The sequence below is a fragment of the Kitasatospora sp. NPDC023120 genome, from assembly GCF_055560835.1.
Genome location: NZ_JBVHHY010000034.1, coordinates 1 through 26,526, shown reverse-complemented (window position 1 = coordinate 26,526; position 26,526 = coordinate 1). Strand labels below are relative to the sequence as shown.

The following is a 26,526-nucleotide window of genomic DNA, read 5'->3' as shown; positions in this document are numbered from 1 at the left end:
ACCCCTCGCGGATTCACCGACCTGACAAGCGATTTCGCGGCTCGTCCCGCGAACCTTCTGGACGCCATGACCGCATCTCCGATAGACCCGTCCCATGACTCTCGGAGATGTTAGCGCTCACAGGAGCGCCCGCTTCCCCCGGCGAACCGTGCACCTGGACTTCCACACCGGGCCCGACATCCCCGACGTGGGACGGGACTTCGACCCGGTGACCTTCGCCCGGGCCTTCCAGGACGCCCACGTCGACAGCGTCACCCTCTTCGCCAAGTGCCACCACGGTCACCTCTACTACGGGACCGACCGGCCGGAGCGCCACCCGGGCCTCGCCCCCGACCTGGACCTGCTGGCCGGACAGGTCGAGGCCCTGCACGCCGTGGGCATCCGCACGCCGATCTACCTGTCCCTCCAGGTCGACGAGTACGCGGCCCGGGAGCACCCCGAGTGGATCGCCCAGGGCGAGGACCTGAAGCTCGCCCGCTGGAGCGCCTCGGCCTTCGAGGCGGCCTGGCACATCCTCGACATGTCCAGCCCGTACGCCGACTACTTCGCCGACCAGCTGGACGAGGTGCTGCGCCGCTTCGCCCCGGTCGACGGGATCTTCATCGACATGTGCTGGAACCAGCCGAGCGTGAGCCGCTGGGCGGTGGACGGGATGCGCCGCGAGGGCCTCGACCCGGCCGACGCGGACCACCGCGACCGCTACGCCGACCTCGTGGCCAAGCGCTACATGGCCCGCTACTCCGCCATGGTGGAGAAGGCCCTCCCGGCGGACGCCGTCCAGGGCGCCTGGTACAACAGCCGGCCCAAGACCGGGCTGTCCGAGGAGCAGCGCTTCGTGCGGCACGTCGAGATCGAGGGTCTGCCCACCGGCGGCTGGGGCTACGCCTTCCTGCCGTACGTGGCCCGCTTCGTCCGCCCGCTCGGGCTGCCCGTGCTCAGCCACACCGGGCGCTTCCACGAGAGCTGGGGAGACAACGCCGCCCTCAAGCCCCGGGCGGCCCTGCGCTACGAGACCAGCCAGATGCTGAGCCACGGCCTGACCGGCGGCGTCGGTGACGTGCTGCACCCGCGGGGCGTACCCTCGCGGGCGGTGTACGAGCTGATCGGCTCGGCCTACGGGCACATCGCGGCGTGCGAGCCGTTCCTCGAGGGCGGCCGGGTCGTCAGCGAGGTCGCCGTCGTGGTCGACCCCGCTCTCGGCGACAACCCGGGCGCCGCCAACATCGGCGCCGTCCGGGCGCTCCAGCAGCTCCGCGCGCAGTTCGACATGGTCCCGCCGACCGCCGACCTGGGCGGGTACCGGGCCGTCGTGGTGCCGGAGAGCACTCCCGTCGACGACGACCTGGCCGAGCGCCTCGACTCCTACCGGCGGGGCGGCGGCGCGGTGCTGCTGGTCGGTCCGGCCCTGCTCAGGAACGGCACCGAGCCCGCCCTCCCCGGCCTACCGGTCGAGGACCTGGCACCGGCTCCGGCCGGCGAGTCCTTCCTCGCCTGCCAGAACGTGCCCGGCGTCCCGGAGGACTTCCCGGTGATCAGCCACGGTGCCCGGCTGAGCGCCCGGGCGCTGCCCGGCACCGAGGTCCTGGCCCGGGTGGTGGCCCCCTACTTCCCGCGATCCTGGGACCGGTTCTGCGGCCACTCCTACACGCCCCCGGCCGGCCCGACCGACGAGGCGGCCGTGGTCGTCGGCGACGGGGTGGCCGTGGTGACCGTCCCGCTGCTGGAGGCGTTCCACGAGCACGGCCTGGAGGCGTACCGCCGGCTGCTCGGCGCCGCGCTGGACCGGCTCCTCCCGGATCCGCTCGTCCGGGCCGGCGGGCCGGTCCATCTGGAGACCACCGTGCAGCGCACCGCCACGGGCACGGTGGTGCAGCTCATCAGCTTCGTCCCGGCCCGCGAGACGCCGGAGCTCGACCTGGTGCACGACCCCTTCCCGCTGCTCGACGTGCCCGTCGCCGTCCGGCTCGCGGACGCGCCGCGCTCGGTGCGGCTGCAGCCCGCGGGGCAGGACCTGCTCTGGCGGCACGACGGCGAGTACGTCCACGTGCGGGTCACCACCCCGGACGGGCACGCGATGGTCGTGGTCGAGCACGACTGACCGCGTGTCCCGGGGCGCGCTCCCTGGTCCGGGACGCTCCTTGGTCCGGGCGCCCCTCGGCCCCGAGGCGCTCCCGGTCCGTCAGAGGACGGGCAGCAGGGTGGGGTCCGCCATGATCCGGCGGACGGTGGTCTGCGCCGCGCCCAGCACGGGTCCGCGCCGGCCCAGGGCGGACGGACGCAGCGCCTCCGGTGCCCAGGGGCGGACGGTGACCCGGTCGGCCAGCTCGGCCCGGACGGACGGCAGCAGCCACTCGGCCAGTTCGGCGTAGGTGCCGCCGAGGACGAGGCCGTCCGGGTCGATGAGGTCGACGGCGGAGGTGAGGGCGAGGCCCAGGGCGCGGCCCGCGCGGTCCAGCGCCGCCAGGGTCGGCGCGTGCCCGGCGGCGGCCCGTTCCGCCAGCAGGGCGACCGGGTCGCCGGCCTCCGCGGCACCGGGCGCGGCCGGGATGTGCTGCGCGAGGCCGGCCTCGCGCAGCACGGCCGCCTGTCCCGCGTACTGCTCCAGGCAGCCGCGCGCGCCGCAGGCGCACGGCAGGCCGTCCGGGTGGACGGGGACGTGGCCCAGTTCGCCGGCGAAACCACGGGCGCCGCGGAACAGCCGCCCGTCGAGGACCAGGGCGGCACCGATCCCGGCGTCCGCGGAGACGTGCACGAAGGTCGCCGCGGCCCGCTCGGCGTTCCAGTACTCGGCCAGGGCCCCGAGGTTGGCCTCGTTCTCCGGTTCGGGCACGGTGCCCGGTTCGGGCCAGTGCGCGGCGACGTCCAGCGCGCACCAGCCGAGGTTGGGCGCGCGCTCGACCCGCCCGGCCGGTCCGTTCGGCACCACACCGGGCACCGCCAGGACCCGGCCCTCGACGCGCAGCCCGAGGGCGCGGGCCTCGGTCTCCGCCTCGGCGGCCAGCTCGGCGACCTCCGCCAGCACCTGCCCGGGCGGCCGGCCGGAGTTCGTCCGTTCCACCCGGCGCCACACCCGGGGTTCTCCGCGCAGGTCCGCGACGCACGCGCCGAGGTGCGAGACGCCGACCTCGAGACCGAGGCCGGCCGGGCCCTCGTCGCTCACCGAGAGCGCGCGTCCGGGGCGGCCGACCCGTCCGTCGGGTGCGGTCTCCGCCTCGGTGAGCGCACCCCGTCCGATCAGCTCGTCGACCAGTGAGGAGACGGCCGCCCTGGTCAGACCGACGCGTCCGGCGACGTCGGCGCGCGACAGCGGGCGGGCGAGCGGTCCGTTGCCGGCGACCGCGCCAAGGACCACCGAGAGGTTCCGCCGCCGCATGTCCTGTTGCGACGCGGGCCCGCTCCCCTGGCTGTTCCCCGCTCTGCCGACCACTGTCACGCGCCGCCCCTCCTACCGGTCCTCGGCCGGGGCTCCCTGCAAGGCCCCGGCCTGACGCAGGGTATCGCCGATCCGTTCGAGTGCGACGTCGTCCCGTGCCACGGGCTCCAGCAGCGGGCCCTCGGCGGTGCGCCACCGGCGCGCCACCGCGTCGGCGGGCTCGCCGGTCAGCAGCGCGGCGGCCTGGGCGGCCGCGCCGAGCGCGACCAGCTCCCGGGCCTCGGGCACCCGGACGGCCCGGCCCGAGAGCCGCAGGACGGTCCGCTGCCAGGCGCGGCCGCGGGCGCCGCCGCCGATCAGCAGCAGCGGCTCGTCACCGGTCCCGTCCCCGCCGCCCGCGCGCAGCACGTCGGCGAGGGCGGTGAGCAGGGCGTGGGCGGCGCCGTCGTAGGCGGCCTGGAGCAGCTGGCCCGGGGTGGTGTCGTGGCGCAGCCCGTGGACCAGACCGGAGGCACCGGGGAGGTCCGGTGTGCGCTCACCGTCCAGATAGGGCAGCACCACGGCGGTGCCGCCGTCCTCGACCTCCTCGCGCCCGCGTCCGAGCAGGGTGGCGAAGCGGTCCACGGCGAGGGTGCAGTTGAGCGTGCAGGCGAGCGGCAGCCAGCCGCCGAGGGCGTCGGCGAAGCCCGCGACCGTCCCGCTCGGGTCCACCGGCCGCTCCCGGCCGACGGCGTAGACCGTCCCGGAGGTGCCGAGGCTGAGCACCGGCTGTCCGGGCCGCAGGCCCAGCCCGAGGGCGGCGGCCATGTTGTCGCCGGTCCCGCTGGCCACCGGGGCCCCCGCGCGCAGCACCGTCCCCGGGCGGACCAGGCCGGCCCGCGCGCCGGGCGCGAGGACCCGCGGCAGCAGGGCGGGGTCGAGGCCGATGCGGTCGAGGAGGTCCTTGTCGTAGCCGTCCGGCCCCCACCAGCCCGTTCCGGACGCGTCACCGCGGTCGGTCACCGCCTCGCCGGTCAGCCGCTCGGTCAGGAAGTCGTGCGGGAGGCGGACGGCGGCGACGCGGTCGGCCGCGGCGGGCTCATGGGCGCGCAGCCAGGCCCACTTGGGGGCGGTGAAGGCGGCGGTCGGCAGGCTTCCGGAGCGCCGGACGAGCTCCGCCGGCCCGATCGCCGTGCGCAGCTCGGCCGCCTGGGGGGCGGAGCGGACGTCGTTCCACAGCAGGGCGGGGCGCACCGGCGCTCCGGCCGCGTCCAGGGTGACCAGGCCGTGCTGCTGGCCGGCGATCGAGACGGCGGCGGCGCGCTCGGCCCAGCCCGTCCCGGCGGTGGCCTCCTCGAACGCCCGCCACCACTGCTCGGGATCGCTCTCCCGGCCGGCGCCCTCGCTCACCTGGTGCGGGGCGCGGCCCTCGCCCAGCACGGCGCCCGTGTCGATGTCGACGGCGAGGGCCTTGGTGGACTGGGTCGAGCTGTCGACGCCGATCACGACACGCTGCTCAGCCATGCGTTCCTCCGATGGGGGGTTCCTTCTCAGGTTCGGGCATACTAATTTGTTGAGAGCCCTGACAAACACCCCTCCGCACTGTTCCGGAGCCGCTCCATGTCCAGCGACAGCCTCACCCCCACCCCCGCGCACAAGTTCACCTTCGGCCTGTGGACCGTGGGCTGGCAGGGGCGCGACCCCTTCGGCGACGCCACCCGCCCCGCCCTCGACCCGGTCGAGACGGTGCAGCGGCTGGCCGAACTCGGCGCCCACGGCGTCACCTTCCACGACGACGACCTGATCCCCTTCGGCGCGGGCGACGCCACCCGCGAGGAGACCGTCAAGCGCTTCCGCGCCGCCCTGGACGACGCCGGGCTGAAGGTCCCGATGGCGACCACCAACCTGTTCACCCACCCCGTCTTCAAGGACGGCGCCTTCACCGCCAACGACCGCGACGTCCGGCGCTACGCACTGCGCAAGACCATCCGCAACATCGACCTGGCCGCCGAGCTCGGCGCCTCGGTCTACGTCGCCTGGGGCGGCCGCGAGGGCGCCGAGTCCGGCGCGGCCAAGGACGTGCGCACGGCGCTCGACCGGCTCAAGGAGGCCTTCGACCTGCTCGGCGAGTACGTCGAGCAGCAGGGCTACGACCTGCGCTTCGCGATCGAGCCCAAGCCCAACGAGCCGCGCGGCGACATCCTGCTGCCCACCGTCGGCCACGCCCTGGCGTTCATCAACGAGCTGGAGCGCCCCGAGCGCGTCGGCCTCAACCCGGAAGTCGGTCACGAGCAGATGGCCGGGCTCAACTTCCCGCACGGCATCGCCCAGGCGCTGTGGCACGGCAAGCTGTTCCACATCGACCTCAACGGCCAGTCCGGCATCAAGTACGACCAGGACCTCCGCTTCGGCGCGGGCGACCTGCGGCAGGCGTTCTGGCTGGTCGACCTGCTGGAAACGGCCGGTTACGACGGCCCCAAGCACTTCGACTTCAAGCCGCCGCGCACCGAGGACTTCGACGGCGTCTGGGCCTCGGCGGCCGGCTGCATGCGCAACTACCTGCTGCTGGCCGAGCGTTCCCGCGCCTTCCGGGCCGACCCGGAGGTGCAGGCCGCACTCACCGCCTCCCGGCTGCCCGAACTGGCCCTGCCCACGGCCGGGGACGGCCTGGCCGGGCTGCTGGCGGACCGCTCCGCCTTCGAGGAGTTCGACGTCGAGGCCGCCGCGCGCCGCGGCATGGCCTTCGAGCAGCTGGACCAGCTGGCGCTCGAACACCTCCTCGGCGCCCGCTGAGCGGACCGCCGACCGGGCCGGGTCGTGCCACCGGCGCGACCTGGCCCCGACGCATGCCGGTCGCTCCACCGCCGCCCACACGGTCGCCCGGTCCGGTGGCACGGTGAGCGGAACCACCTCCTGACACCGCAGTTCCTCCCCGCCCCGGCAGCCGCGGCCCGCCACGTTCCGAGGTGCACCCGTGTTCCCGCTGCCCCCGCGCGTGCTGTTCGGCGCCGCCTACTACCCCGAGTACCAGCCGTACGAGCGGCTGAAGGAAGACCTCGACCTGATGGCCGGGGCGAGGTTCACCGTCATCCGGGTCGGTGAGTCGGTCTGGTCCACCTGGGAGCCCGAGAACGGCCGGTTCGAGCTGGACTGGCTGGCCCCGGTGCTCGACGGCGCCCACGAGCGCGGGCAGAAGTACCCGCCGCTGGCGACCCCGGACGGCCGCCCGGACCCGGCCTCCTACCAGCGCTTCTTCGACCCGTTCTACCGCGGCGCCTTCGAGGCCGGCCGCCAGGTGCGGATCCTGCACGCCCGGCAGCTGCACGACGCCCGGGGCGGGCGCCGGGGTCCGGCACCCGACGAGGCCGCGCGGCGCCACCCCGTGCTGGTCGTCCCGGCGCTCTACCTCGCCGAGGACGCGCTGCTGGACTGGCTGGTGGCCTACGCGGAGGCCGGCGGCCACCTCGTGCTCGGCCCCCGCACCGGCTACGCCGACCACGAGGCCCGGGCCCGCCACGAGGCCGCTCCGCCGCGGCTGGCCGCCGCCGCGGGCGCGTGCTACGACGAGTTCAGCAACTTGTCCTCGGACCTGCCGCTGCGCGCCGTCCCCGGCAGTCCGCTGGAGCTCCCGGCCGGCGCGACCGTGAACCGGTGGGTCGAGGGCCTGACGGTCACCGACGCGACGGTGCTGGCCGGGTACGACCACCCCCACTTCGGCCGCTGGTCCGCCGTCACCACCCGTGCCCACGGCGCGGGCCGGGTGACCTGCGTCGGCGCGGTGCCCGGACGCGACCTGGCCAGGGCGCTGGCCGCCTGGCTGGCGCCCGCCCCCGCGAGCGGCTGGCGCGACCTGCCCGCCTCCGTCACCGCGACCACCGGTACGGCCCCCGACGGGCGACGCGTCCACGTGGTGCACAACTGGAGCCGGCAGCCCGTCCGGACCCAGGCTCCGGTGGCCCTGGTCGACGTGCTGGGCGGTGCCTCGGTGCCCGCCGCCGGGTCGGTCTCCCTCGGCGCCTGGGACGTCCGGGTCTTCGTCTCGGACTGACGAACGACGTGAAGGGGGCGGGGGCCACTGCCGGCCCGCCGCCCCGCTCCCCTCGACGGACGGTCCGCTAATCCGCCGAGAAGCAGTAGACCGTCGTCGAGCGGAACTCCTCGCCCGGGCGCAGGACGGTGGAGGGGTACTCGGGACGGTTGGGCGAGTCCGGGAAGTGCTGCGTCTCCAGCGCGACGCCCGCGTACGCGCGGTAGGGGCGGCCGGAGCGGCCGGTCAGCGAGCCGTCGAAGTGGTTGCCGGTGTAGACCTGGATCCCCGGTTCCGTCGTCAGGCACTCCACGCGCCGGCCGCTGGCCGGGTGGCTCAGCACGGCGGCCCTGCGGAACCCGTTCCCGTCGAGCACCCAGTTGTGGTCGAAGCCCGCGCCGGCCCGGCGGATCTGCGGGTCCGGGTCGGCGACGCGCTCGCCGAGCACCGCCGCCTCGCGCAGGTCGAAGGGCGTGTCGGCGACCCGGGCGACCGGGCCGATCGGGATCAGCTCCGCGTCGACCGGCAGGTACCCCGGGGCGTCCACCCGGAGCAGGTGGTCGAGCACCGTGCCGTTGCCCTCACCGGCCAGGTTGAAGTACGCGTGGTTGGTGAGGTTGACGACCGTGGGGGCGTCCGTGGTCGCCCGGTAGCCGATCCAGAGCGCGCCCGCCGGGTCGAGCAGGTACGTCACCTCGGCGCTGAGCGCCCCCGGGAACCCCTGGTCGCCGTCGGGGCTGTGCAGCCGCAGTCGCACACCGGCCCGCCGGCCCTGCCGGACCGGGACGCCGTCCCAGAGCCGGGTGGCGAAGCCGTCCGTTCCGCCGTGCAGGGTGTGGCCGCCCGGCTGGGTCGTCAGCCGGTGCGTGGTACCGCCGAGCGGCAGCAGTCCGTCGGCGATCCGGTTGGCGTAGCGGCCGACGGTGGCGCCGAGGTAGGCGGCCTCGCCGAGCAGGTCCTCGACGCCCTCGCAACCGAGGACGACGTTCGCCAGCCGGCCGTACCGGTCCGGGGCGTGCAGGGCCTGGAGGCGGGCGCCCAGGCTGAGCACCTCCGCGGTCGGGCCCTCCGTCGAACCGATGGTCCAGCGGGTGACCGGCCGCCCGCCCGGCAGGACGGCGGCGAGCTCCTGGCAGACGGTCAGTTCACCCGGGGACACGAGCGCTTCTTCCGGCACGGGATTGCTCCGTTCTCGCGGGACCGGTGGGAAGGCGGCGACGCCCGCCGGGCGGGCGTCGCCGGTGCCGGACGGGGTCTCACAGCCCCTGGGCCAGGCGGTGGTAGGCCTGGTTCCAGCGCAGTTCCTTGGTGAACCGGCGGATGTCGGTGTCGTCGTCGATCACCAGCAGCTCCACGCCGAGCATCTCGGCCAGGTCCTCCAGCTCCTCGGTGCCGAGCGCGCCGGAGAGCACGGTGTGGTGCGGTCCGCCGGCCGTCAGCCAGGCCTCGGTGGAGGTGTGCAGGTCCGGGCGCGGCTTCCAGACCGCTCGGGCGACCGGCAGGTTGGGCAGCGGCGCCGGCGGCTCGACCACGTCGACCTCGTTGGCGACGAGCCGGAAGCGGTCGCCGAGGTCGGCGAGGCCGATCACCACCGCGGGGCCGGGTTCGGCGTCGAAGACCAGCCGGACCGGGTCCTCGCGCCCGCCGATGGAGAGCGGGTGGATCTCGCAGGAGGGGGTGGCCGCCGCGATGCTCGGGCAGACCTCCAGCATGTGGGCGCCAAGGATCAGCTCCTGGCCGAATTCCAGGTGGTAGGTGTAGTCCTCCATGAAGGAGGTGCCGCCGGGCAGTCCGGTGGCGGCCGCCTTGAGGGTGCGCAGCAGGGTGGCGGTCTTCCAGTCGCCCTCGCCGCCGAAGCCGTAGCCGTCGGCCATCAGCCGCTGCACGGCGAGGCCGGGCAGCTGGCGCAGTCCGCCGAGGTCCTCGAAGTTGGTGGTGAAGGCCCGGAAGCCGCCCTGCTCGAGGAAGCCGCGCAGGCCGAGTTCGATCCGCGCCGCGTAGCGCAGCGACTCGTGGCGCTCCCCGTCGGTCCGCAGCTCGGGCGCGAGGTGGTAGGCCTCCTGGTACTCCTTGACCAGGGCGGTGACGTCGCCGTCCTCCGTCGCGTCCACGGCGGCGACGAGGTCGTTGACGCCGTAGGTGTTGACGGAGACCCCGAAGCGCCGCTGGGCCTCGACCTTGTCGCCCTCGGTGACGGCGACGTCGCGCATGTTGTCGCCGAAGCGGGCGAGCTTGAGGCTGCGGAGTTCGGCGCGGCCGGCGGCGGCGCGGGCCCAGGTGGCGACCCTGGCGGACACGGTCGGGTCGCTGACGTGGCCGGCGACGGTCTTGCGCGGCACCCCGAGGCGGGACTGGATGTAGCCGAACTCCCGGTCGCCGTGGGCGGCCTGGTTCAGGTTCATGAAGTCCATGTCGATGGTCTGCCAGGGCAGTTCGACGTCGGCCTGGGTGTGCAGGTGGAGCAGCGGCTTCTGCAGGGCGTCCAGCCCGGCGATCCACATCTTCGCCGGGGAGAAGGTGTGCATCCAGGCGATCAGGCCGATGCAGTCGTCCGCGGAGTTGGCGTCCAGGCAGACCCGGCGGATCGCCGCGGCGTCGGTGAGGACGGGCTTCCAGACGATCTCGACCGGCTGCAGGGGGTCGCGGTCCAGTGCCTCGGCGATCCGCTGGGACTGCTCCGCCACCTGGCGCAGCGTGTCCTCGCCGTAGAGCCCCTGACTTCCGGTCAGGAACCAGACCTGGCGGCCCTCCAGTGGCTTCTTCATGGGGTGGCTCCTCACCGGGCCTGGGGCTGGCCGTAGACGTTCTGGTAGCGGAAGTTGAGGCTGTCGATGTCCGCCTGGGCGATCGGCAGCGGTTCGCCGAGCTGGCGGGAGAGGTGGACGGTGCGGGCGACGTCCTCGCACATCACGGCGGCCTTCACGGCCGCCTTGGCGTCCTTGCCGATGGTGAAGACGCCGTGGTTCTGCATCAGGACGGCGGGCGAGCGGTGGCCCTTGAGGGTGTCCACGATGCCCCGGCCGATCGAGTCGTCGCCGATCAGGGCGAACGGGCCGACCGGGATCTCGGCGCCGAACTCGTCGGCCATCGCGGTGAGCACGCAGGGGACGGCCTCACCGCGGGCCGCCCAGGCGCATGCGTAGGTGGAGTGGGTGTGGACAACTCCGCCGACCTCGGGCAGGTGCCGGTAGACGTAGGCGTGTGCGGCGGTGTCGGAGGAGGGCGCGTGGTCGCCCTCGACGACGTTGCCGTCCAAGTCGCAGACGATCATGTTCTGCGGGGTCAGCTCCTCGTAGGAGACGCCGCTGGGCTTGATGACCAGCAGGTCCTCTCCGGGGACGCGGGCGGAGACGTTGCCGGCAGTCCAGACCACCAGGTTGTAGCGGACCAGCTCCTGGTGCAGGTCGCTCACCTGGCGGCGGATCAGGTCGACGGTCCCGTTGCTGCTTCCGTTGGTTCCGTGGGTCGCTTTGGTCGCGTTCACAAGGCCTCGCTCGGGGTGGAGAGGGCGGCGTTCCGGATATCGCGCAGGCGGTGCAGGAGCTTGTCGGCGCCGAGGCCGAAGTGGTCGTGCAGGGCCCGGTACTCGGCGAACAGCAGGTCGTACGTGTCCGCGGCGGCCGGGTCGGGCTGGTAGGCGCCCTGCTGCACCCGGCCCATGGCGTCGGCCGCGGTCCGTACGTCGGGGTAGGCCCCGGCGGCGACGGCGGCGTGGATGGCCGAGCCGAGCGCCGGGCCCTGCTCCGATTCGGCCACCGAGACCGGGCGGCGCAGCACGTCGGCGTAGATCTGCATCAGCAGGGCGTTCTTCTTGAGGCCGCCGGTGACGATGAACTCGGTGACCGGGACCCCGCCCCGCTCCAGCGCCTCGACGATGACCCTGGTGCCGAAGGCGGTGGCCTCCAGCAGGGCGCGGTAGATCTCCTCGGGGCGGGTGGCGAGGGTGAGTCCGACGATCACGCCGGACAGGTGGTGGTCGACCAGGGTGGAGCGGTTGCCGTTCATCCAGTCGAGCGCCACCAGGCCGTGCCCGCCGACGGGCTGGGCGGCGGCCTTGCGGGTGAGCAGCCGGTGCAGGTCCTCGCCGTTGGCTTCGGCTTCGGCCAGGTACTCGGCGGGCACGCCCTGGCGCAGCCACCAGGCGAAGATGTCGCCGACGGCGCTCTGCCCGGCCTCGTAACCGTAGGAGCCGGCGACGATGCCGTCCTCGACCACGCCGCAGATGCCGGGGACGTCGGCGAGCGTCGCGCCGTTGACGACGTGGCAGGTGGACGTTCCCATGATGGCGAGGAGCCGGCCGTTGTCCACGGCGCGGGCGGCCGGTGCGGCGACGTGGGCGTCCACGTTGCCGGCGGCGACCGCGATGCCCTCCGGCAGGCCGGTCCACTCGGCGGCCTGCGCGGTGAGCGAGCCGACCCGGGAGCCCAGCGTGGAGAGCGGGTGCTCCAGGCGGGTGCGGGCGAAGTCGGCGAAGTCCGGGTGGAGCGCGGCGAGGTAGTCCTCGCTCGGGTAACTCCCGTCCTGGTGGATGCCCTTGTAGCCGGCAGTGCAGGTGTTGCGGCTCTCGGCACCGGTGAGCTGCCAGACGATCCAGTCGGCGGCCTCGATCCAGCGGGCGGTCGCGGCGTAGACGGCCGGGTCCTCCTCCAGGACCTGCAACGCCTTGGCGTACTGCCACTCGGCGGAGATCCGCCCGCCGTAGCGGGAGATCCACTTCTCCCCCCGGGCGTGGGCCAGGGCGTTGATCCGGTCCGCCTGGGCCTGGGCGGCGTGGTGCTTCCAGAGCTTGGGCCAGGCGTGCGGGCGGCTCGCCCACGCGGACGTCTCGGCCAGCGGCGTACCGTCGGCGAGCACCGGCAGGACGGTGCAGGCCGTGAAGTCGGTGGCGATCCCGATGACGTCCGCCGGATCGACGCCGGAGGCGGCGAGCGCGGCCGGGACGGCGGTGCGCAGCACCTCGCGCCAGTCCGCGGGGTGCTGCAGCGCCCAGTCGGGCGGCAGCGGCCGCCCGATGCCGGGCAGTTCGCGCTCGATGACAGCGTGCGGGTAGTCGTGGACGGCGGTGCCGACCTCCTCCCCGTCCCGTACGCGGACCACCACGGCGCGGCCGGAGAGGGTTCCGAAGTCGATTCCGACCACGTACCGGTCCGGATCGGAGACAGCGTCGGGGGCAACGGAATTGACGGTCACGTGCTCATCCTTCGTACGGGGGAACGGCGTTGGAGCCGTGAGCAACCTGGGTCGCCTGTCGCCGGCGCGGTCCGTGGCCGGGGCAGGGGGAGCGCACCGGCGACAGGCTCCGTTCCGCTACCTCTCCCTCATGAAGGGCGGAACGAGGGGCCACCGGCCGGGCACCCGAAGCGGGATGGCAGCGCCCGGCCGGCGGAGTTCGGAGGAGCGCTACTTGTTAGCGCTCACAGGAATTGTTAGCGCTAACATTCACGGTGTCAAGGGAGATCACCTGGTAGACCACTGCGAAAGCCGGGCGACTCAGGGCGCCGCGAACCGCCGGCGCTTCACCACCGGGCGGCCGGCCCGACGCTTCGGCGCAGCACCAGCTCCGGCGGGATCCGCTCATGGGCCGGGGAGGGCTTGGCGCCGCCCTCCAACTCCCGCACGAGCAGTTCCAGGGCCCGCCTGCCGAGTTCGCCGAAGTCCTGCCGCACGGTGGTCAGTGGCGGGATGAAGTAGGCGGCCTCCGGGATGTCGTCGAACCCGACCACGCTGATCTCCTCCGGCACTGCCCGACCGGCCTCGTGCAGGGCACGCAGCAGCCCGAGGGCCATGTGGTCGTTGGCGCAGAAGACGGCCGTGACATCGGGGAGTTGTGCGATCCGCAGCCCCGCCTCATAGCCCGAGCGGGCGCTCCAGTCCCCGCGCTCCACGTCCGGCACGGGAGCCCCCGCCGCCTGCAGCGTGAGGCGCCAGCCCTCCTCGCGGTCCTGGCTCTCCAGCCAGTTGGACGGTCCGGCCAGGTGGTGCACGGTGCGGTGGCCGAGGTCGAGGAGGTGCCCGGTGGCCTCCCCCGCACCCTCGCGGTTGCCCACCGACACCATGGGCACCTGCGTCTGGTTGCCCGATCCGACCGCGACGACCGGCACCGAGCTGGAGAGCCGGGCCACCGCGCTGACGGCGGAGGTCTGCGGCGCGATCACCACGACCCCCTCCACTCCCTGGTCGCGCAGCCGGTCGACAGCTTCCTGGACCGAACGGCCGTCGAGGGAGCGAAGGCTGGTCACGCTCACGAAGTACCCGGCGCTGCGGGCGGCCCGCTCGATGCCCTCCAGCATCGAGGCGGGGCCGTAGAGCGTCGAGTCGAAGCTGACCACGCCGAGCGTCTGCGACCGGCGGGTGACCAGGGCCCGGGCGGCGGAGTTGGGCCGGTAGTCCAGCTCCCGGATGGCCGCCAGCACCCGGTCCCGGGTGTCCGGCCGGACGTGCGGAGCACCGTTGAGCACCCGGGACACCGTCTGGTGGGACACCCCAGCCAGTTTCGCCACGTCAGCCATCACGGGCTGTCGCTGTTCCGTCCCAGCGCTCTCGGTTCCCACGCGTAGTCCCCTCCTCGGCTGCGGACCACAGTACGCGACCGGGTCCACACCGATCCGTCACCCTCGGTTCAGCGAGCGGCTCTCTTCTTACCAGCCATTCGGGCCGCCCACATGTGGCCGTTGCGGCGGGTGAACGCGCACGGGTTCGCCCCAACCGCCAAAAGGGCCGGTCGGGCCGCCACGGCGCGGACGTGATCTCGGCCCCGCCGACGCCTTCACGGTTCGCGGTCGTGCCACCCGTCCGGAGCGTGGCGCCGGGGAGGTTCACGGTGAGCCGGCCGTCGGCCGCACGGGCCCGGGTCCGCTCGCCCCGTCCCGGCCGAACCGACCGGCGGCACACTGCGATCCAACGGTGATCCCAGGCCCCTTGACGTCGCTCTTGTTAGCGTTAACACTCATGTCACGCCAGGCCAGGGTGACCGTAACCCCGATGCCCCACAGCCCGAGGGACCGCTCCCGGCCGGCCCCCCGCCCGACCGCTCCCAGGCGCCCAGTCAGAGGACGCACTGTGCCGGTCGTGGAACACCACTGGAGGAACTGTGCGGAAGATTTCGGCGGGCCTGGTCGCCGCGGGCCTGGTGCTCTCGCTGGCGGCCTGCGGCCAGAGCGCCAACGGCGGCGGCGACGGTGCGGCCAAGGGGGACGCCAAGGGCGGCCTGGTCGGCATCGCGATGCCCACCAAGTCGTCGGAACGCTGGATCAACGACGGCACCAACATGGTCAAGGAGTTCCAGGCCAAGGGCTACAAGACCGACCTGCAGTACGGCGACAACGTGGTCGAGAACCAGGTCTCCCAGGTGGAGAACATGATCACCAAGGGTGCCAAGCTGCTGGTGATCGCCGCCATCGACGGCTCCTCCCTCACCAACGTGCTGCAGAAGGCCGCCGACGCCCACATCCCGGTGATCTCCTACGACCGGCTCATCCGCGGCACGGCGAACGTCGACTACTACGCGACCTTCGACAACTACAAGGTCGGCGTCCTCCAGGGCGGCTACATCGCCGACAAGCTCGGCCTCAAGGACGGCAAGGGCCCGTTCAACATCGAGCTCTTCGCCGGCTCCCCGGACGACAACAACGCCACCTTCTTCTTCAACGGCGCGATGAGCGTCCTCAAGCCGTACATCGACCAGAAGAAGCTGGTCGTGCAGAGCGGCCAGACCGACTTCAACCAGGTCGCCACGCTGCGCTGGGACGGCGGGCTCGCCCAGTCCCGGATGGACAACCTGCTGAGCAAGTCGTACACCAGCGCCCACGTCGACGCCGTGCTCTCGCCGTACGACGGCATCTCGATCGGCATCCTCTCCTCCCTGAAGGGCGTCGGCTACGGCACCGCGAAGTCCCTGCCCGTCGTCACGGGCCAGGACGGCGAGCTGGCCTCGGTGAAGTCGATCATCGCGGGCGAGCAGACCCAGACCGTGTACAAGGACACCCGCCAACTGGCCAAGGCCGCCGTCCAGATGGGCGACGCACTGCTCACCGGCGGCAAGCCCGAGGTCAACGACACCAGCCAGTACAACAACGGCGTGAAGACCGTCCCGGCGCAGCTGCTGCAGCCGGTCAGCGTCGACAAGGACAACTACCAGAAGGTCCTGGTCGACAGCGGCCAGTACACCGCGGACCAGCTCAAGTAGCCCGCCGGGCCCGGTCCGCCGGGCCCCTGCCGAACCGGCGGTGCGGCGCCCGGGAGACCGGCCCGCAGCGCCCCGAACGATACGGACGCACAACCATGGCTGGACCCGTTCTCGAAATGCGGTCGATCAGCAAGTCGTTCCCCGGCGTGAAGGCGCTCTCCGAGGTCAACCTGAGCGTCGCCGCCGGTGAGGTGCACGCCATCTGCGGCGAGAACGGCGCCGGAAAGTCCACCCTGATGAAGGTGCTCAGCGGCGTCTACCCGCACGGCAGCTACGAGGGCGAGATCCTCTTCGAGGGCGAGCCCTGCCGGTTCAAGGACATCCGGGCCAGCGAGCAGCGCGGCATCGTCATCATCCACCAGGAACTGGCGCTGGTGCCGTACCTGTCCATCGCCGAGAACGTCTTCCTCGGCAACGAACACGCCTCCCGGGGCATCATCAGCTGGCACCGCACGCTCACCCACGCCGCCGAACTGCTCCGCCAGGTCGGCCTCGCCGAGAGTCCGCACACCAGGATCGCCGACCTCGGTGTGGGCAAGCAGCAGCTGGTCGAGATCGCCAAGGCGCTGGCCAAGAAGGTCAAGCTGCTCATCCTCGACGAGCCGACGGCCGCGCTGAACGACGAGGACAGCCGCAAGCTGCTCGACCTGATCCTCGAACTCAAGGCGCAGGGCATCTCCTGCATCGTCATCTCGCACAAGCTGAACGAGATCGCCCGGGTCGCGGACTCCGTGACCATCCTGCGCGACGGGCGGACCATCGAGACCATCGCGATCGGCCCCGGGGGCATCTCCGAGGAGCGGATCATCCGCGGCATGGTCGGCCGCGATCTGGAGCACCGCTACCCCGAACGCGTCCCCGATATCGGCGAGGTCGCCTTCGAGGTCGAGGACTGGAGCGTGCGGCACCCGATCGACCAGCAGCGCATGGTGGTGGACGGCGCCTCGCTGAGCGTGCGGCGCGGTGAGATCGTCGGCATCGCCGGACTGATGGGCGCCGGCCGCACCGAGCTGGCCATGAGCGTCTTCGGCCGCTCCTACGGGCGCTGGGCGGCCGGCCGGGTACGGCTGCACGGCCGGGAGGTCCGCACCCGGACGGTACCCGAGGCGATCGGGCACGGCATCGCGTACGTCACGGAGGACCGCAAGCAGCTCGGCCTCAACCTCATCGACGACATCAGCCGGAACATCTCGCTGAGCGCGCTCGGCAAGGTCGCCCGGTACGGCCGGGTCGACCGGCATGCGGAGGCCAAGGTCGCCGAGTCGTTCCGGCGGACCATGAACATCAAGGCCCCGACGGTGTTCACCCGGACCGGCACGCTCAGCGGCGGCAACCAGCAGAAGGTCGTCCTCAGCAAGTGGATCTTCGCCGAGCCGGAGGTGCTGATCCTCGACGAGCCCACCCGCGGCATCGACATCGGCGCGAAGGCGGAGATCTACACCGTCATCGCCGAACTCGCCGCCCAGGGCAAGGCCGTGCTCGTCATCTCGTCCGAACTCCCCGAACTCCTGGGCCTGTGCGACCGGATCTACACCATGGCCGAAGGCCGGATCACCGGCGAGGTCGCCCGTGCCGACGCCACCCAGGAATCCCTCATGCGGCTCATGACCATGAGCGCCGCATCCAGCAACGAGCAGGTGTGAGGCATGGCCCCGACCGAGATCATCCCGGATACGTCCCCGAAGGCACCGCAGGCCGGCCCGAGCCCCTCCCTCGGCTCCGTCCTGGCCCGCGCGCTGCAGGGCAACGTGCGCCAGTACGGCATGCTGGTCGCGCTCGCGCTGATCGTGCTGCTGTTCCAGATCTGGACGGACGGCATCCTGCTCCAGCCGCTCAACATCACCAACCTGATCCAGCAGAACGGCTACATCCTCATCCTGGCGATCGGGATGATGATCGTCATCATCGCCGGGCACATCGACCTCTCGGTCGGCTCGCTGGCCGCCTTCGTCGGGGCCGCCGCCGCGGTGATGATGGTCAAGCACCACGTGCCGTGGCCGGTGGCGGTGCTGGCCGCACTGGCGATCGGCGCCCTCGCCGGCGCCTGGCAGGGCTTCTGGATCGCCTATCTGGGGATCCCCTCGTTCATCGTCACCCTGGCGGGCATGCTGCTGTTCCGCGGCGGCACCCAGATCCTCCTGCAGGGCCAGTCGGTGGCGCCGTTCCCCAAGGGCTTCCAGAGCATCAGCAGCGGCTTCCTCCCCGAGGTCGGCCCGCACACCGACTACCACAACCTCACCCTGCTGCTGGGCCTCGCGGTGCTGGCCGTCGTGATCCTCCAGGAGCTGCGCGGCCGGCGGCAGACCGCCTCGTACGGGCTGGAGCCGCTCCCGCTCGGACTGTTCCTGGCGAAGCTCGCCGTGATCACCGCGGCCGTGGCCACCTTCACCCTGCTGCTGGCCAGTTACCACGGCGTGCCGATCGTGCTGCTGATCCTCGGCGCACTGCTGGTCGGCTTCGGCTACCTGATGCGCAACTCCATCATCGGCCGCCACACGTATGCCATCGGCGGCAACGAGGCGGCGGCGAAGCTGTCCGGAGTGAAGAGCAAGCGGGTCGTCTTCCTCGCCTTCACTACCATGGGCGTCCTCGCGGCCCTCGCCGGACTGGTCTTCGCGGCACGCCTCAACGCCGGCACCCCGCAGGCCGGCATCAACTTCGAACTGGAGGCCATCGCCGCCGCGTTCATCGGCGGCGCCTCCGCCAGCGGCGGCGTGGGCACCGTCCTCGGCGCCATCATCGGCGGCCTGGTGCTCGGCGTGCTGAACAACGGCATGTCCCTGGTCGGTGTCGGCACCGACTACCAGCAGGTCATCAAGGGCCTGGTGCTGCTCGCGGCCGTCGGATTCGACGTCTACAACAAGCGCCGGGCCGGCTCCTGACCAACTGCTCGGCGGGGACGGGCCGCGGTGCGGAGGCACCGCGGCCCGTCCCGTTTTCAGGAGGGCGGGACGCCCCTCCTCGGACGAGGATCAGTGGGCCGACAGCACCAGGGCGAGCACGACCAGTGCCGGCACCGTCTGCACGACGAGGATCTTGCGGGAGGACGTCGCGGCTCCGAACAGGCCGGCGACGGCGACGCAGGAGGCGAAGAAGACCCGCACCTGGAACCCGACCGGGTCGGAGGCGAAGGCGCCCCAGAGCAGACCCGCCGCCAGGAAGCCGTTGTACAGGCCCTGGTTGGCGGCCATCGCCTTGGTCGAGGCCGCGAACTCCGCTGACGTGCCGAAAGCGCCCCGGCCCCGGGGCGTGGTCCACAGGAACATCTCCAGGACCAGGATGTAGACGTGAAGGAGGGCGAGCGCGACAACGGCGATCACGGCAGCTGTGGACATGCCGGGCATACTACGCCGCGACCGGAGCGCGACCGGCATTTTGTTCGGGCCCTTGCCAATCGCCGATTTGGGCCATCCGCCTCGCTCCGGCGCCTTCCCGGACACGAGGCAGACCTCGACGGCCCACGGGAACGCGCTCGGGCCGAGTCGGTGGGCGGCCGGCCGTGGTGCCCGCCCGGTGACCCTCGGCCGGTCGGGCGGGCCGTCCTTCCGGCTCACGCCCCGGCCGACATTCCTTCCGGTCGGCGGCAACCCCTGTCGCACCGGCGGCAACTGACAGGTGACAGCGAGGGCGGAGAGCCCCTCGGGTCGTCCCCATCACACCGCCGCCCACCGCTGTGTCCCCGCCCGAACGGGCCGGTTCACGGCGGCGGGGCCGAAGCAAGGAGTAGCCCGCATGAACGAGACGGACCCCACGACGAACGGTCGTGGTCGACGCCCCCGCGGGCGCCACCGCCGGCGCTGGACCACACTGGGCCTGGCACTGGGCGTGCCCGGCGTGCTCGGTCCGTACCTGCTCTTCGTGCAGGCCGACTCCAACGCGGCGTCGGTGGATCCCGACGCCTACTACACGCTGGTGTCCGTCCGCAGTGACAAGGCCCTGGACGTGCCCGGTGCGGACGCCGCCGACGGCGCCTGGGCCCGGCAGATGAGCCGCGTCGCCGGGGCCGCGAGCCAGCAGTGGCGACTGCGGCTGGCGGGGGACGGCTACTACGAGCTGGAGAACCGCAGCACCCACAAGGTCCTCGGTGTGCGCGGCGGTTCCTCTCAGCCCGCTGCCGCCGTCGAGCAGCAGACCGACCGCGCCGCCGCCGCCCAGCAGTGGCGGATGCAGGACGTCGGCGGCGGCGCGGTGAAGTTCGTCTCCCGCGGCAGCGGCATGGTGCTGGACGTCCGCGGCGGCGGCAAGGAGGAGGGCGTGCCCCTCATCCAGTACGGCGACATCGGCGGCACCAACCAGCAGTGGAGACTGGTCAAGGTGTCCGGCACGGCCGGGTACACCTGGCACAACGCGCAGATCGTCGGCGGCGGGTTCGTCACCGGACTGGTCTTCAACCCCGCCCGCAAGGACCTGCTGTACGCCCGGACCGACATCGGCGGCGCGTACCGCTGGGACGCCGCCGCCGGTCGGTGGATCTCGCTGACGGACTGGATCGGCGGCGCCGACTGGAACCTGCTCGGGATCGAGAGCCTGGCGACCGACCCGGTCGACCCGGACCGGCTGTACCTCGCCAGCGGCACCTACACCAACGACTGGGCGGGCAACGGCGCGATCCTGCGCTCCACCGACCAGGGCCGGACGTTCCAGCGCACCGATCTGCCCTTCAAGCTGGGCGGCAACGAGGACGGCCGGTCCATGGGCGAGCGCCTGGTGGTGGACCCGGACGACCACCGCACGCTCTACCTGGGCACCCGCAAGAACGGCCTCTGGCGCAGCACCGACTTCGGCGTGACCTGGAGCCAGGTCGCCGCCTTCCCCGTCAAGGACGGTGCGAGCAGCGGGGTCGGGCTGTCCTTCGTGACCTTCGGCCCGTCCGGCAGCAGGACGATCTACGTCGGGGTCGCCGACAAGTCGACGTCGCTGTACCGGTCCACCGACGGCGGCGCCACCTGGCAGGCCGTCCCCGGCCAGCCGACCGGCCAGCTGCCGCAGCACGGCGTGCTGTCCGGCGACGGCTCGTTCTACCTGACGTACACCAACGCGCCCGGTCCGAACGGGGTGACGGCCGGCTCGGTGTGGAAGTACACACCCGCCACCGGAGTCTGGAAGAACGTCTCGCCGTCCAGCGGCAGCTACGGCTTCGCCGGCCTCGCGGTCGACCCGCAGCACCCGGCCACGGTGATGGTCACCACGCTGGACCGCTGGTGGCCGTCCGACGAGCTCTACCGCTCGACCGACGGCGGCGCCACCTGGAAGGCGCTCGGCGCGACCTCGGAACGCGACAACTCGGCCGCGCCCTACGTAGGGACCGGTATCGGGCACTGGATGGGCACGCTGGCCATCGACCCCTTCGACTCCGGGCACGTGCTGTACGGCACCGGCTCCGGCCTGTGGGGCAGCGGCGATGTGACGGCGGCGGACAGCGGGCGTCCGACGCACTGGACCGTCCCGGCCAGGGGCCTGGAGGAGACCGCGACGCTCGGTCTGGTCAAGCCGCCCGGCCAGCCGCTGATCAGCGCGCTCGGCGACGTCAGCGGGTTCCGGCACGACGACCTGACCAAGGTCCCCGCCAAGGCGCTGAGCGGTCCGCTGTTCACCAACACCACCGGCATCGACTTCGCCCAGGGCAAGCCGGCGTTCGTGGTGCGGGTCGGCCTCGGCGGCGCGCAGCACGGCGCCTGGTCGACCGACGGCGGGGTCGGCTGGACGCCCTTCGCGGCGGCTCCGGTGGGCGACGCGGGCGGCGGTTCCACGGCCGTCTCGGCGGACGGCGGCACCGTGGTGTGGACCCCGGCGGGCCGGGCGCCGTTCCTCTCGACCGACCGGGGCGCGTCCTGGACGGCGGTCTCCGGTCTGCCCAAGGACGCGGCCGTGGTGGCCGACCGTTCGGCGGCGAACACCTTCTACGCCCTCAGCGGCGGCACCCTGTACGCCTCCACCGACGGTGGGCGGCACTTCGCCCCCCGGGCCACCGGGCTGGGCGACGGGCCGCTCAAGGCCCTTCCCGGCGTCGCCGGTGACCTGTGGATCGCCGGCGGGGGCAACGGGCTGCGGCACTCCACCGACGGCGGGGCGACCTTCCGCAGGCTCGACGGCGTCGAGCAGGCGAGCGCCGTCGGCTTCGGCAAGGCGGCGCCCGGGGCCGGCTACCAGGCCCTCTACCTGAGCGGGAAGGTCAAGGGCGTCATCGGCCTGTTCCGCTCCACCGACGGCGGCTCGACCTGGGTCCGGATCAACGACGACCAGCACCAGTTCGGCGGGAGCGTCATCAACGTCATAGCCGGCGACCCCGACGTCTACGGCCGGGTGTACCTCGGAGGCTACGGCCGCGGCGTGGTCTACGGCGACCCGTCCTGACCGGCACGGCCCGTGGGCGGGCGGGGACCTGCGCCGCCCTCCCACGGGCCGGCCCCGGGAGAACGCAGGGAAGAAACCTGCGCCGGCGCGGCAACCTTTCCGTTCCCGGCGCCCACTGGGCAGTGCAACGTCGAGTCGATCTACCGAATGGACGGGAATGAGGGCAACGAAGCACGCCGCCCCGCAGTCGAACCGCAGGCGTGGGCTGGTCATGGGCATTCCGTTGGCGCTGGTGGCGGTAGGTGTACTGGTGTGCCTGGCCTTCGCGCTCCTTCCGGGCGGCGGCACCGGAGCCGCGCAGCCGGCTGCCGCTGCCTCGGCCGCGGCTGCCGAGCCGAGCGATCCCCCCGGCACGGACGTCCCGGCCGATCCCACGCCCTCGGCGGCACCGCCGCCGGTCACCAACCCACCGGCGGCCGCCGCCACCGCCGCCGGCACCCCGTCGCCCTCGGCCAGTCCCACGCCGCAGCCGTCGGCCCCCACCGCCACCTCCACCAGGGCCACCCCGCCACCGGCGGCCGTCACCGGCGGTGCCGGCACGGCATCCGCCACGGCGTCCCTGTCCGGGCGGATCAAGCCCGGGACGGACTACCAGGGCGTCGCGACCTCCTACGACGCCGCCGACGGCAACGGTGCGTGCTCGTTCGGGCCGTCCGACGACCTCATGATCGCGGCGATGAACCACACCGACTACGAGTCGTCCAGGGCGTGCGGGGCGTCCGTGCTCGTCCGCGCCGCAAACGGGGCGAGCATCAGGGTGCGGATCGTCAACGAGTGCCCCTTGCCCTGCGCGCCCGGGCAGCTCGACCTCAGCCACGAGGCCTTCGCCAAACTGGCCGATCTCTCGGTGGGCCGCCTCCCGGTCACCTGGACGGTGCTGAGCCCCGGCACGTCGCCGGACACACTGTCGATCCGCTACAAGACCGGGTCCAGCCAGTGGTGGTGCGGGATCCAGGTGATCGGCCACCGGAACCCGGTGGCGACGCTGGAGGTCCGGACCAACGGCGGCTGGCGGCAGCTGTCCCGCACCGACTACAACTACTTCCTCTCCCCCGACGGCAGCGGATGTGGCGGATCGATCAGGGTCACCGACGTCTACGGCGAACAACTGACCGTCGACGGGATCGCGGTGAAGCCGAACGTCGTCCAGCCGACCCGAGTCCAGTTCGCCCGGCATTGAACGCGCCGCCCGCCCACCGGCCGTCGGTGCTCCCCCTCCGGGGCGGCCCCCGCCCTGCCCCGGAGACGGGCACTGCTACGCTCATGCCGCTTGTTAACGCTCACATTGCAGGGAGAGGGCGACCGGGGGAAATGCTCCTCGATGACGCGTCCGCGGAGTTCCACGACTTCTTCGAACGCCACTACTCCGAACTCGCCCGTCTCGCCCACCTCCTGACCGGCGAGACGGACGCGGCCGACGACCTCGCCGCGGACGCTCTGATCGCCCTGTGGCAACGCTGGGACCGGCTCCGCGCGGCCGACCACCCGCTCGCCTACGCGCGCGGGGTGGTCGCCAACATGGCCCGGGCCCGGATCCGCAGCGCGGTCCGCGAGCGGCGCCGGGTCCTGCTGTTCTGGTCCCGCGCCCCCGAGAGAACGGACGGCCCGGACGTGGCCGCCGTGTTGGACGTCCGTACGGCGCTCGCCCGGCTGCCGTTCCGCAAGCGGGCGTGCGTGGTACTGCGCCACGCCTTCGACCTGTCGGAGAAGGACACCGCTGCGGTGCTGGGCGTCTCGGTCGGTACGGTGAAGAGCCAGACCTCGAAGGGGATGGCCGAGCTGGAACGCGCACTCGGCGCACGAGCGGTCGGCGAACTGGCGACAGGAAGGAGGAACGTACGGTGAACGAGCACATCACACGGCAGCTGCGCGAGGCAGCCGAAGCCCACCAACCCGACCGCGCACGGATCCTGGCCCGCGTCGAACGCGGAGCGGCCGGTCCCTCCGTCCGCCACCGCGCGCCGGCGGTCGTGAGGTCGTGGCCCCGGGCCGCCCTCGCCGGCCTCGCCACCGCCGGCATCCTGGCGACCGGCGGCCTGGCCGTCGCCGGCATCGTCCGGACACCACCGCCGTCGGACACCGTCACCACCGCTCCGGCCAGCCTGCTCCCGACGAAGACCCCGTCCCCGGCGGTCACCGCTTCGCCGACGCCATCGGCCGCCCCGGGCACCGTCGCCCCGCTCCCCGCACCCACCCCGGGCACCGCCCCGGCCACCACTCCGGGCAGTCCACGCCCGACCCCCTCGACGAGCAGCCGCCCCGTGAACGGATCGCTGTGGTCGGAGGGATCGGTCGACTCGCACAGCACGATCTACTGGGCCCAGCACGACCTCGTCCTCAAGACCGGCCAGCCGCTCACCTCGCTCACCGTCGAGCTGCGGATCGCCCAGACCGGCGAGGTCCGGGACACAGGGAACTGGCGGACCCTGCCGAGCGAGGACTTCACGGTCACCGTCCAGGAGTCCGGCGGTGTGCTGGTCTACCGCTGGGTCCTCAAGCCGGGGCGCACGGTTCCGGTCGGACAGCACGAATTCGCCGGCCAGTTCAACCACGCCACCGGCGTGCGCAGCGCCGCGAACGACAGCTACCGGGTCGACGCCCAGTCGGCCGGCGGCCCCGCCTCGGTCTGGGGAGGGTTCGGCCCGGCACGCTGAGGCCGGCACGGCGGGGTCCGCGGAGCGGGGTCCGCGGGGCGGGGTCCGGGCGCCTTCGGGCCGCCGCAGACGCCCTCGCGGTCCGCGCAGCCTCGCCCCGACGGGACGAGGACCGCACCCTTCTCCGGCTCGACGAAAAATCCTCCGAGATCACGGCAACCTCTTCACGCGTGGCGGCAACTGACGGGTAACCAGGGCCGGGACCAAGGCCCCATCACACCAGAAGGACAAGCCTTTGCCAGATCAGAACCGCTCTCATCGCCGCCGTCCGGCAACCCGCCGCCTGATCGCCACCGCCGTGGTGCTCGCCGCCGTGGGTGTTGCCGTGCCGCTGGTGGCCCAGGCCGCACGCACACCGAATGCCGGCACGCCGACCGCACTCGGTGCGGCAGCGGCCGGCAGCGGCCGCTACTTCGGTACGGCGGTGGCGTCGGGCCGGCTCGGCGACTCGACGTACTCCAGCGTTCTCGACCGGGAATTCACCATGGTCACGCCGGAGAACGAGATGAAGTGGGACACCGTCGAGCCCTCTCGCGGGTCGTTCAACTTCGCTCCCGCCGACTCGATCGTCGGCCACGCCTCCGCGCACGGCCAGCGCATGCGCGGCCACACCCTGGTCTGGCACTCCCAACTGCCCGACTGGGTCAAGTCCACCACCGACCCCAACACCCTGCGCAGCGTGATGGCCAACCACATCACCCAGGAGATGAGCCACTACAAGGGCAAGATCTACGCCTGGGACGTGGTCAACGAGGCCTTCGCCGACGGCGGCAGCGGTCAGCACCGCGACTCGGTGTTCCAGAACGTGCTGGGCAACGGCTTCATCGAGGAGGCCTTCCGCACCGCGCGCACCGCCGACCCCGCGGCCAAACTCTGCTACAACGACTACAACATCGAGAACTGGTCCGACGCCAAGACCCAGGGCGTCTACACCATGGTCAAGGACTTCAAGTCCCGCGGCGTACCCATCGACTGCGTCGGCTTCCAGAGCCACTTCGCCGCGAGCGGCCCGCCGACCAGCTTCCAGACCACTTTGTCCAGCTTCGCCGCGCTGGGCGTGGACGTCCAGATCACCGAACTCGACATCGCCCAGGCGTCCACCACGGCGTACACCAACGCCGTCCAGGACTGCCTCAACGTCCCTCGCTGTACGGGCATGACCGTGTGGGGCATCCGTGACAGGGACTCGTGGCGCACCGGTGAGAACCCGCTGCTGTTCGACAACAACGGCAACAGGAAGCCCGCCTACAACGCGGTACTCACCACCCTGGGCAGCGCCGGCGGCGGCACCCCGGACGGCGGCATCACCTCCGGCACCGTCTACACGCTCTCCGGCGTGGCCTCCGGTCGCGTCCTCGACGAGCCCGCGGGACAGAACGGCAACGGCACCCCGCTCCAGGTCTGGGACGCCAGCGGCGCCGCCAACCAACAGTGGCGCGCCACCAAGAACAACGACAGCTCCTACACCCTGACCAACGTCGCCAGCGGCCGGGTCCTGGACGAACCCGGGGGCCGGACCGCCAACGGGACGCGGATGCAGGTCTGGGACTCCAACACCGGCGCCAACCAGCACTGGAAGGCCGCCAGGAACAGCGACGGCTCGTACACGCTGACCAACGTCGCCAGCGGCCGAGCCCTCGAGACCCCCGGCAACCAGACCGCCAACGGCACTCCCGTCCAGATCTGGGACTCCTGGGGCGCCACCAACCAGCACTGGAACATCAGGCCGTCCGGTTCGTCGACTCCGGCACCGACGCCGCCGGGTGGCTCGTGTGCTCTTCCGTCGACGTACCACTGGTCGTCAACCGGTGCGCTGGCGCAGCCGGCGAACGGGTGGGGCGCGCTGAAGGACTTCACGGACGTGGTGTACCAGGGCAAGCACCTGGTCTACGCCTCGAACGTGAACGGCTCCTCGTACGGTTCGATGGCGTTCGCTCCGTTCACCAACTGGTCG

Annotated in this window: 19 protein-coding genes; 11 read left to right on the top strand and 8 right to left on the bottom strand. The window is 72.6% G+C overall.

What is annotated here, in order from left to right:
- The first annotated feature begins 148 nt into the window (after positions 1–148).
- The gene (locus ACZ3TI_RS35120; protein ID WP_465733576.1) at positions 149–2,098 is read left to right on the top strand and encodes an alpha-amylase family protein; all 1,950 of its coding nucleotides are present in this window, start codon (positions 149–151) and stop codon (positions 2,096–2,098) included.
- Between the two features lie 81 nt (positions 2,099–2,179).
- Here the strand turns inward: ACZ3TI_RS35120 and ACZ3TI_RS35115 are convergent, their stop codons facing one another.
- On the bottom strand, positions 2,180–3,373 hold the full coding sequence (locus ACZ3TI_RS35115) for an ROK family transcriptional regulator (protein ID WP_465733574.1): 1,194 nt from the start codon (positions 3,371–3,373) through the stop codon (positions 2,180–2,182).
- Between the two features lie 72 nt (positions 3,374–3,445).
- On the bottom strand, positions 3,446–4,876 hold the full coding sequence (gene xylB, locus ACZ3TI_RS35110) for a xylulokinase (protein WP_465733572.1): 1,431 nt from the start codon (positions 4,874–4,876) through the stop codon (positions 3,446–3,448).
- A 96-nt stretch (positions 4,877–4,972) separates the two neighbouring features.
- On the opposite strand from xylB, the gene xylA reads away from it, so the two are divergent.
- Both xylA and ACZ3TI_RS35100 read left to right on the top strand, forming a co-directional pair.
- Positions 4,973–6,145 carry a xylose isomerase gene (gene xylA / locus ACZ3TI_RS35105; protein WP_465733570.1) on the top strand — a complete coding sequence of 391 codons (1,173 nt, stop codon included), beginning with the start codon at positions 4,973–4,975 and terminating at the stop codon, positions 6,143–6,145.
- 181 nt (positions 6,146–6,326) lie between these two features.
- The gene (locus ACZ3TI_RS35100) at positions 6,327–7,400 is read left to right on the top strand and encodes a beta-galactosidase trimerization domain-containing protein (protein WP_465733567.1); all 1,074 of its coding nucleotides are present in this window, start codon (positions 6,327–6,329) and stop codon (positions 7,398–7,400) included.
- Between the two features lie 67 nt (positions 7,401–7,467).
- Here ACZ3TI_RS35100 and ACZ3TI_RS35095 read toward each other — a convergent pair whose 3' ends face one another.
- The 5 genes from ACZ3TI_RS35095 to ACZ3TI_RS35075 all read right to left on the bottom strand — a co-directional run bounded on the left by ACZ3TI_RS35095 (position 7,468) and on the right by ACZ3TI_RS35075 (position 13,888).
- Positions 7,468–8,538, bottom strand: coding sequence for an aldose epimerase family protein (locus ACZ3TI_RS35095; protein ID WP_465733565.1), 1,071 nt, complete (start codon positions 8,536–8,538; stop codon positions 7,468–7,470).
- A 97-nt stretch (positions 8,539–8,635) separates the two neighbouring features.
- Positions 8,636–10,144, bottom strand: coding sequence for an L-arabinose isomerase (araA, locus tag ACZ3TI_RS35090; protein ID WP_465733563.1), 1,509 nt, complete (start codon positions 10,142–10,144; stop codon positions 8,636–8,638).
- A gap of 11 nt (positions 10,145–10,155) precedes the next feature.
- Complete coding sequence (locus ACZ3TI_RS35085) at positions 10,156–10,863, bottom strand: L-ribulose-5-phosphate 4-epimerase (protein ID WP_465733561.1); 708 nt, start codon at positions 10,861–10,863, stop codon at positions 10,156–10,158.
- On the bottom strand, positions 10,860–12,569 hold the full coding sequence (locus ACZ3TI_RS35080; RefSeq protein ID WP_465733559.1) for a ribulokinase: 1,710 nt from the start codon (positions 12,567–12,569) through the stop codon (positions 10,860–10,862). Before ACZ3TI_RS35080 ends, ACZ3TI_RS35085 begins: the two co-directional genes overlap by 4 nt.
- A gap of 326 nt (positions 12,570–12,895) precedes the next feature.
- The gene (locus tag ACZ3TI_RS35075) at positions 12,896–13,888 is read right to left on the bottom strand and encodes a LacI family DNA-binding transcriptional regulator (RefSeq protein WP_465733660.1); all 993 of its coding nucleotides are present in this window, start codon (positions 13,886–13,888) and stop codon (positions 12,896–12,898) included.
- Between the two features lie 581 nt (positions 13,889–14,469).
- On the opposite strand from ACZ3TI_RS35075, the gene chvE reads away from it, so the two are divergent.
- The 3 genes from chvE to mmsB all read left to right on the top strand — a co-directional run bounded on the left by chvE (position 14,470) and on the right by mmsB (position 18,446).
- Complete coding sequence (gene chvE, locus ACZ3TI_RS35070) at positions 14,470–15,564, top strand: multiple monosaccharide ABC transporter substrate-binding protein (protein ID WP_465733557.1); 1,095 nt, start codon at positions 14,470–14,472, stop codon at positions 15,562–15,564.
- A gap of 95 nt (positions 15,565–15,659) precedes the next feature.
- Positions 15,660–17,207 (top strand): multiple monosaccharide ABC transporter ATP-binding protein, encoded by a 1,548-nt coding sequence (gene mmsA, locus ACZ3TI_RS35065; protein ID WP_465733555.1) that lies wholly within the window; start codon positions 15,660–15,662, stop codon positions 17,205–17,207.
- Between the two features lie 3 nt (positions 17,208–17,210).
- Entirely contained in the window at positions 17,211–18,446 is a 1,236-nt protein-coding gene (gene mmsB / locus ACZ3TI_RS35060) for a multiple monosaccharide ABC transporter permease (protein WP_465733553.1), read from the top strand.
- A 90-nt stretch (positions 18,447–18,536) separates the two neighbouring features.
- Here the strand turns inward: mmsB and ACZ3TI_RS35055 are convergent, their stop codons facing one another.
- Positions 18,537–18,899 (bottom strand): DUF1304 domain-containing protein, encoded by a 363-nt coding sequence (locus ACZ3TI_RS35055; RefSeq protein WP_465733551.1) that lies wholly within the window; start codon positions 18,897–18,899, stop codon positions 18,537–18,539.
- 397 nt (positions 18,900–19,296) lie between these two features.
- Here ACZ3TI_RS35055 and ACZ3TI_RS35050 point away from each other — a divergent pair, with 397 nt between their 5' ends.
- From ACZ3TI_RS35050 to ACZ3TI_RS35030, 5 genes are all read left to right on the top strand, one after another.
- On the top strand, positions 19,297–21,918 hold the full coding sequence (locus tag ACZ3TI_RS35050) for an RICIN domain-containing protein (RefSeq protein WP_465733549.1): 2,622 nt from the start codon (positions 19,297–19,299) through the stop codon (positions 21,916–21,918).
- A gap of 211 nt (positions 21,919–22,129) precedes the next feature.
- Positions 22,130–23,098, top strand: a complete 969-nt coding sequence (locus ACZ3TI_RS35045; protein ID WP_465733547.1) for an expansin EXLX1 family cellulose-binding protein — start codon at positions 22,130–22,132, stop codon at positions 23,096–23,098.
- A gap of 131 nt (positions 23,099–23,229) precedes the next feature.
- Complete coding sequence (locus ACZ3TI_RS35040; protein WP_465733545.1) at positions 23,230–23,763, top strand: SigE family RNA polymerase sigma factor; 534 nt, start codon at positions 23,230–23,232, stop codon at positions 23,761–23,763.
- Positions 23,760–24,572 (top strand): hypothetical protein, encoded by an 813-nt coding sequence (locus ACZ3TI_RS35035; RefSeq protein ID WP_465733543.1) that lies wholly within the window; start codon positions 23,760–23,762, stop codon positions 24,570–24,572. The genes ACZ3TI_RS35040 and ACZ3TI_RS35035 overlap by 4 nt, the downstream gene beginning before the upstream one ends.
- Before the next feature lie 283 nt (positions 24,573–24,855).
- Positions 24,856–26,526 (top strand): glycoside hydrolase family 10 protein (locus ACZ3TI_RS35030; protein WP_465733658.1); only part of this gene is annotated, 1,671 nt, incomplete at its 3' end.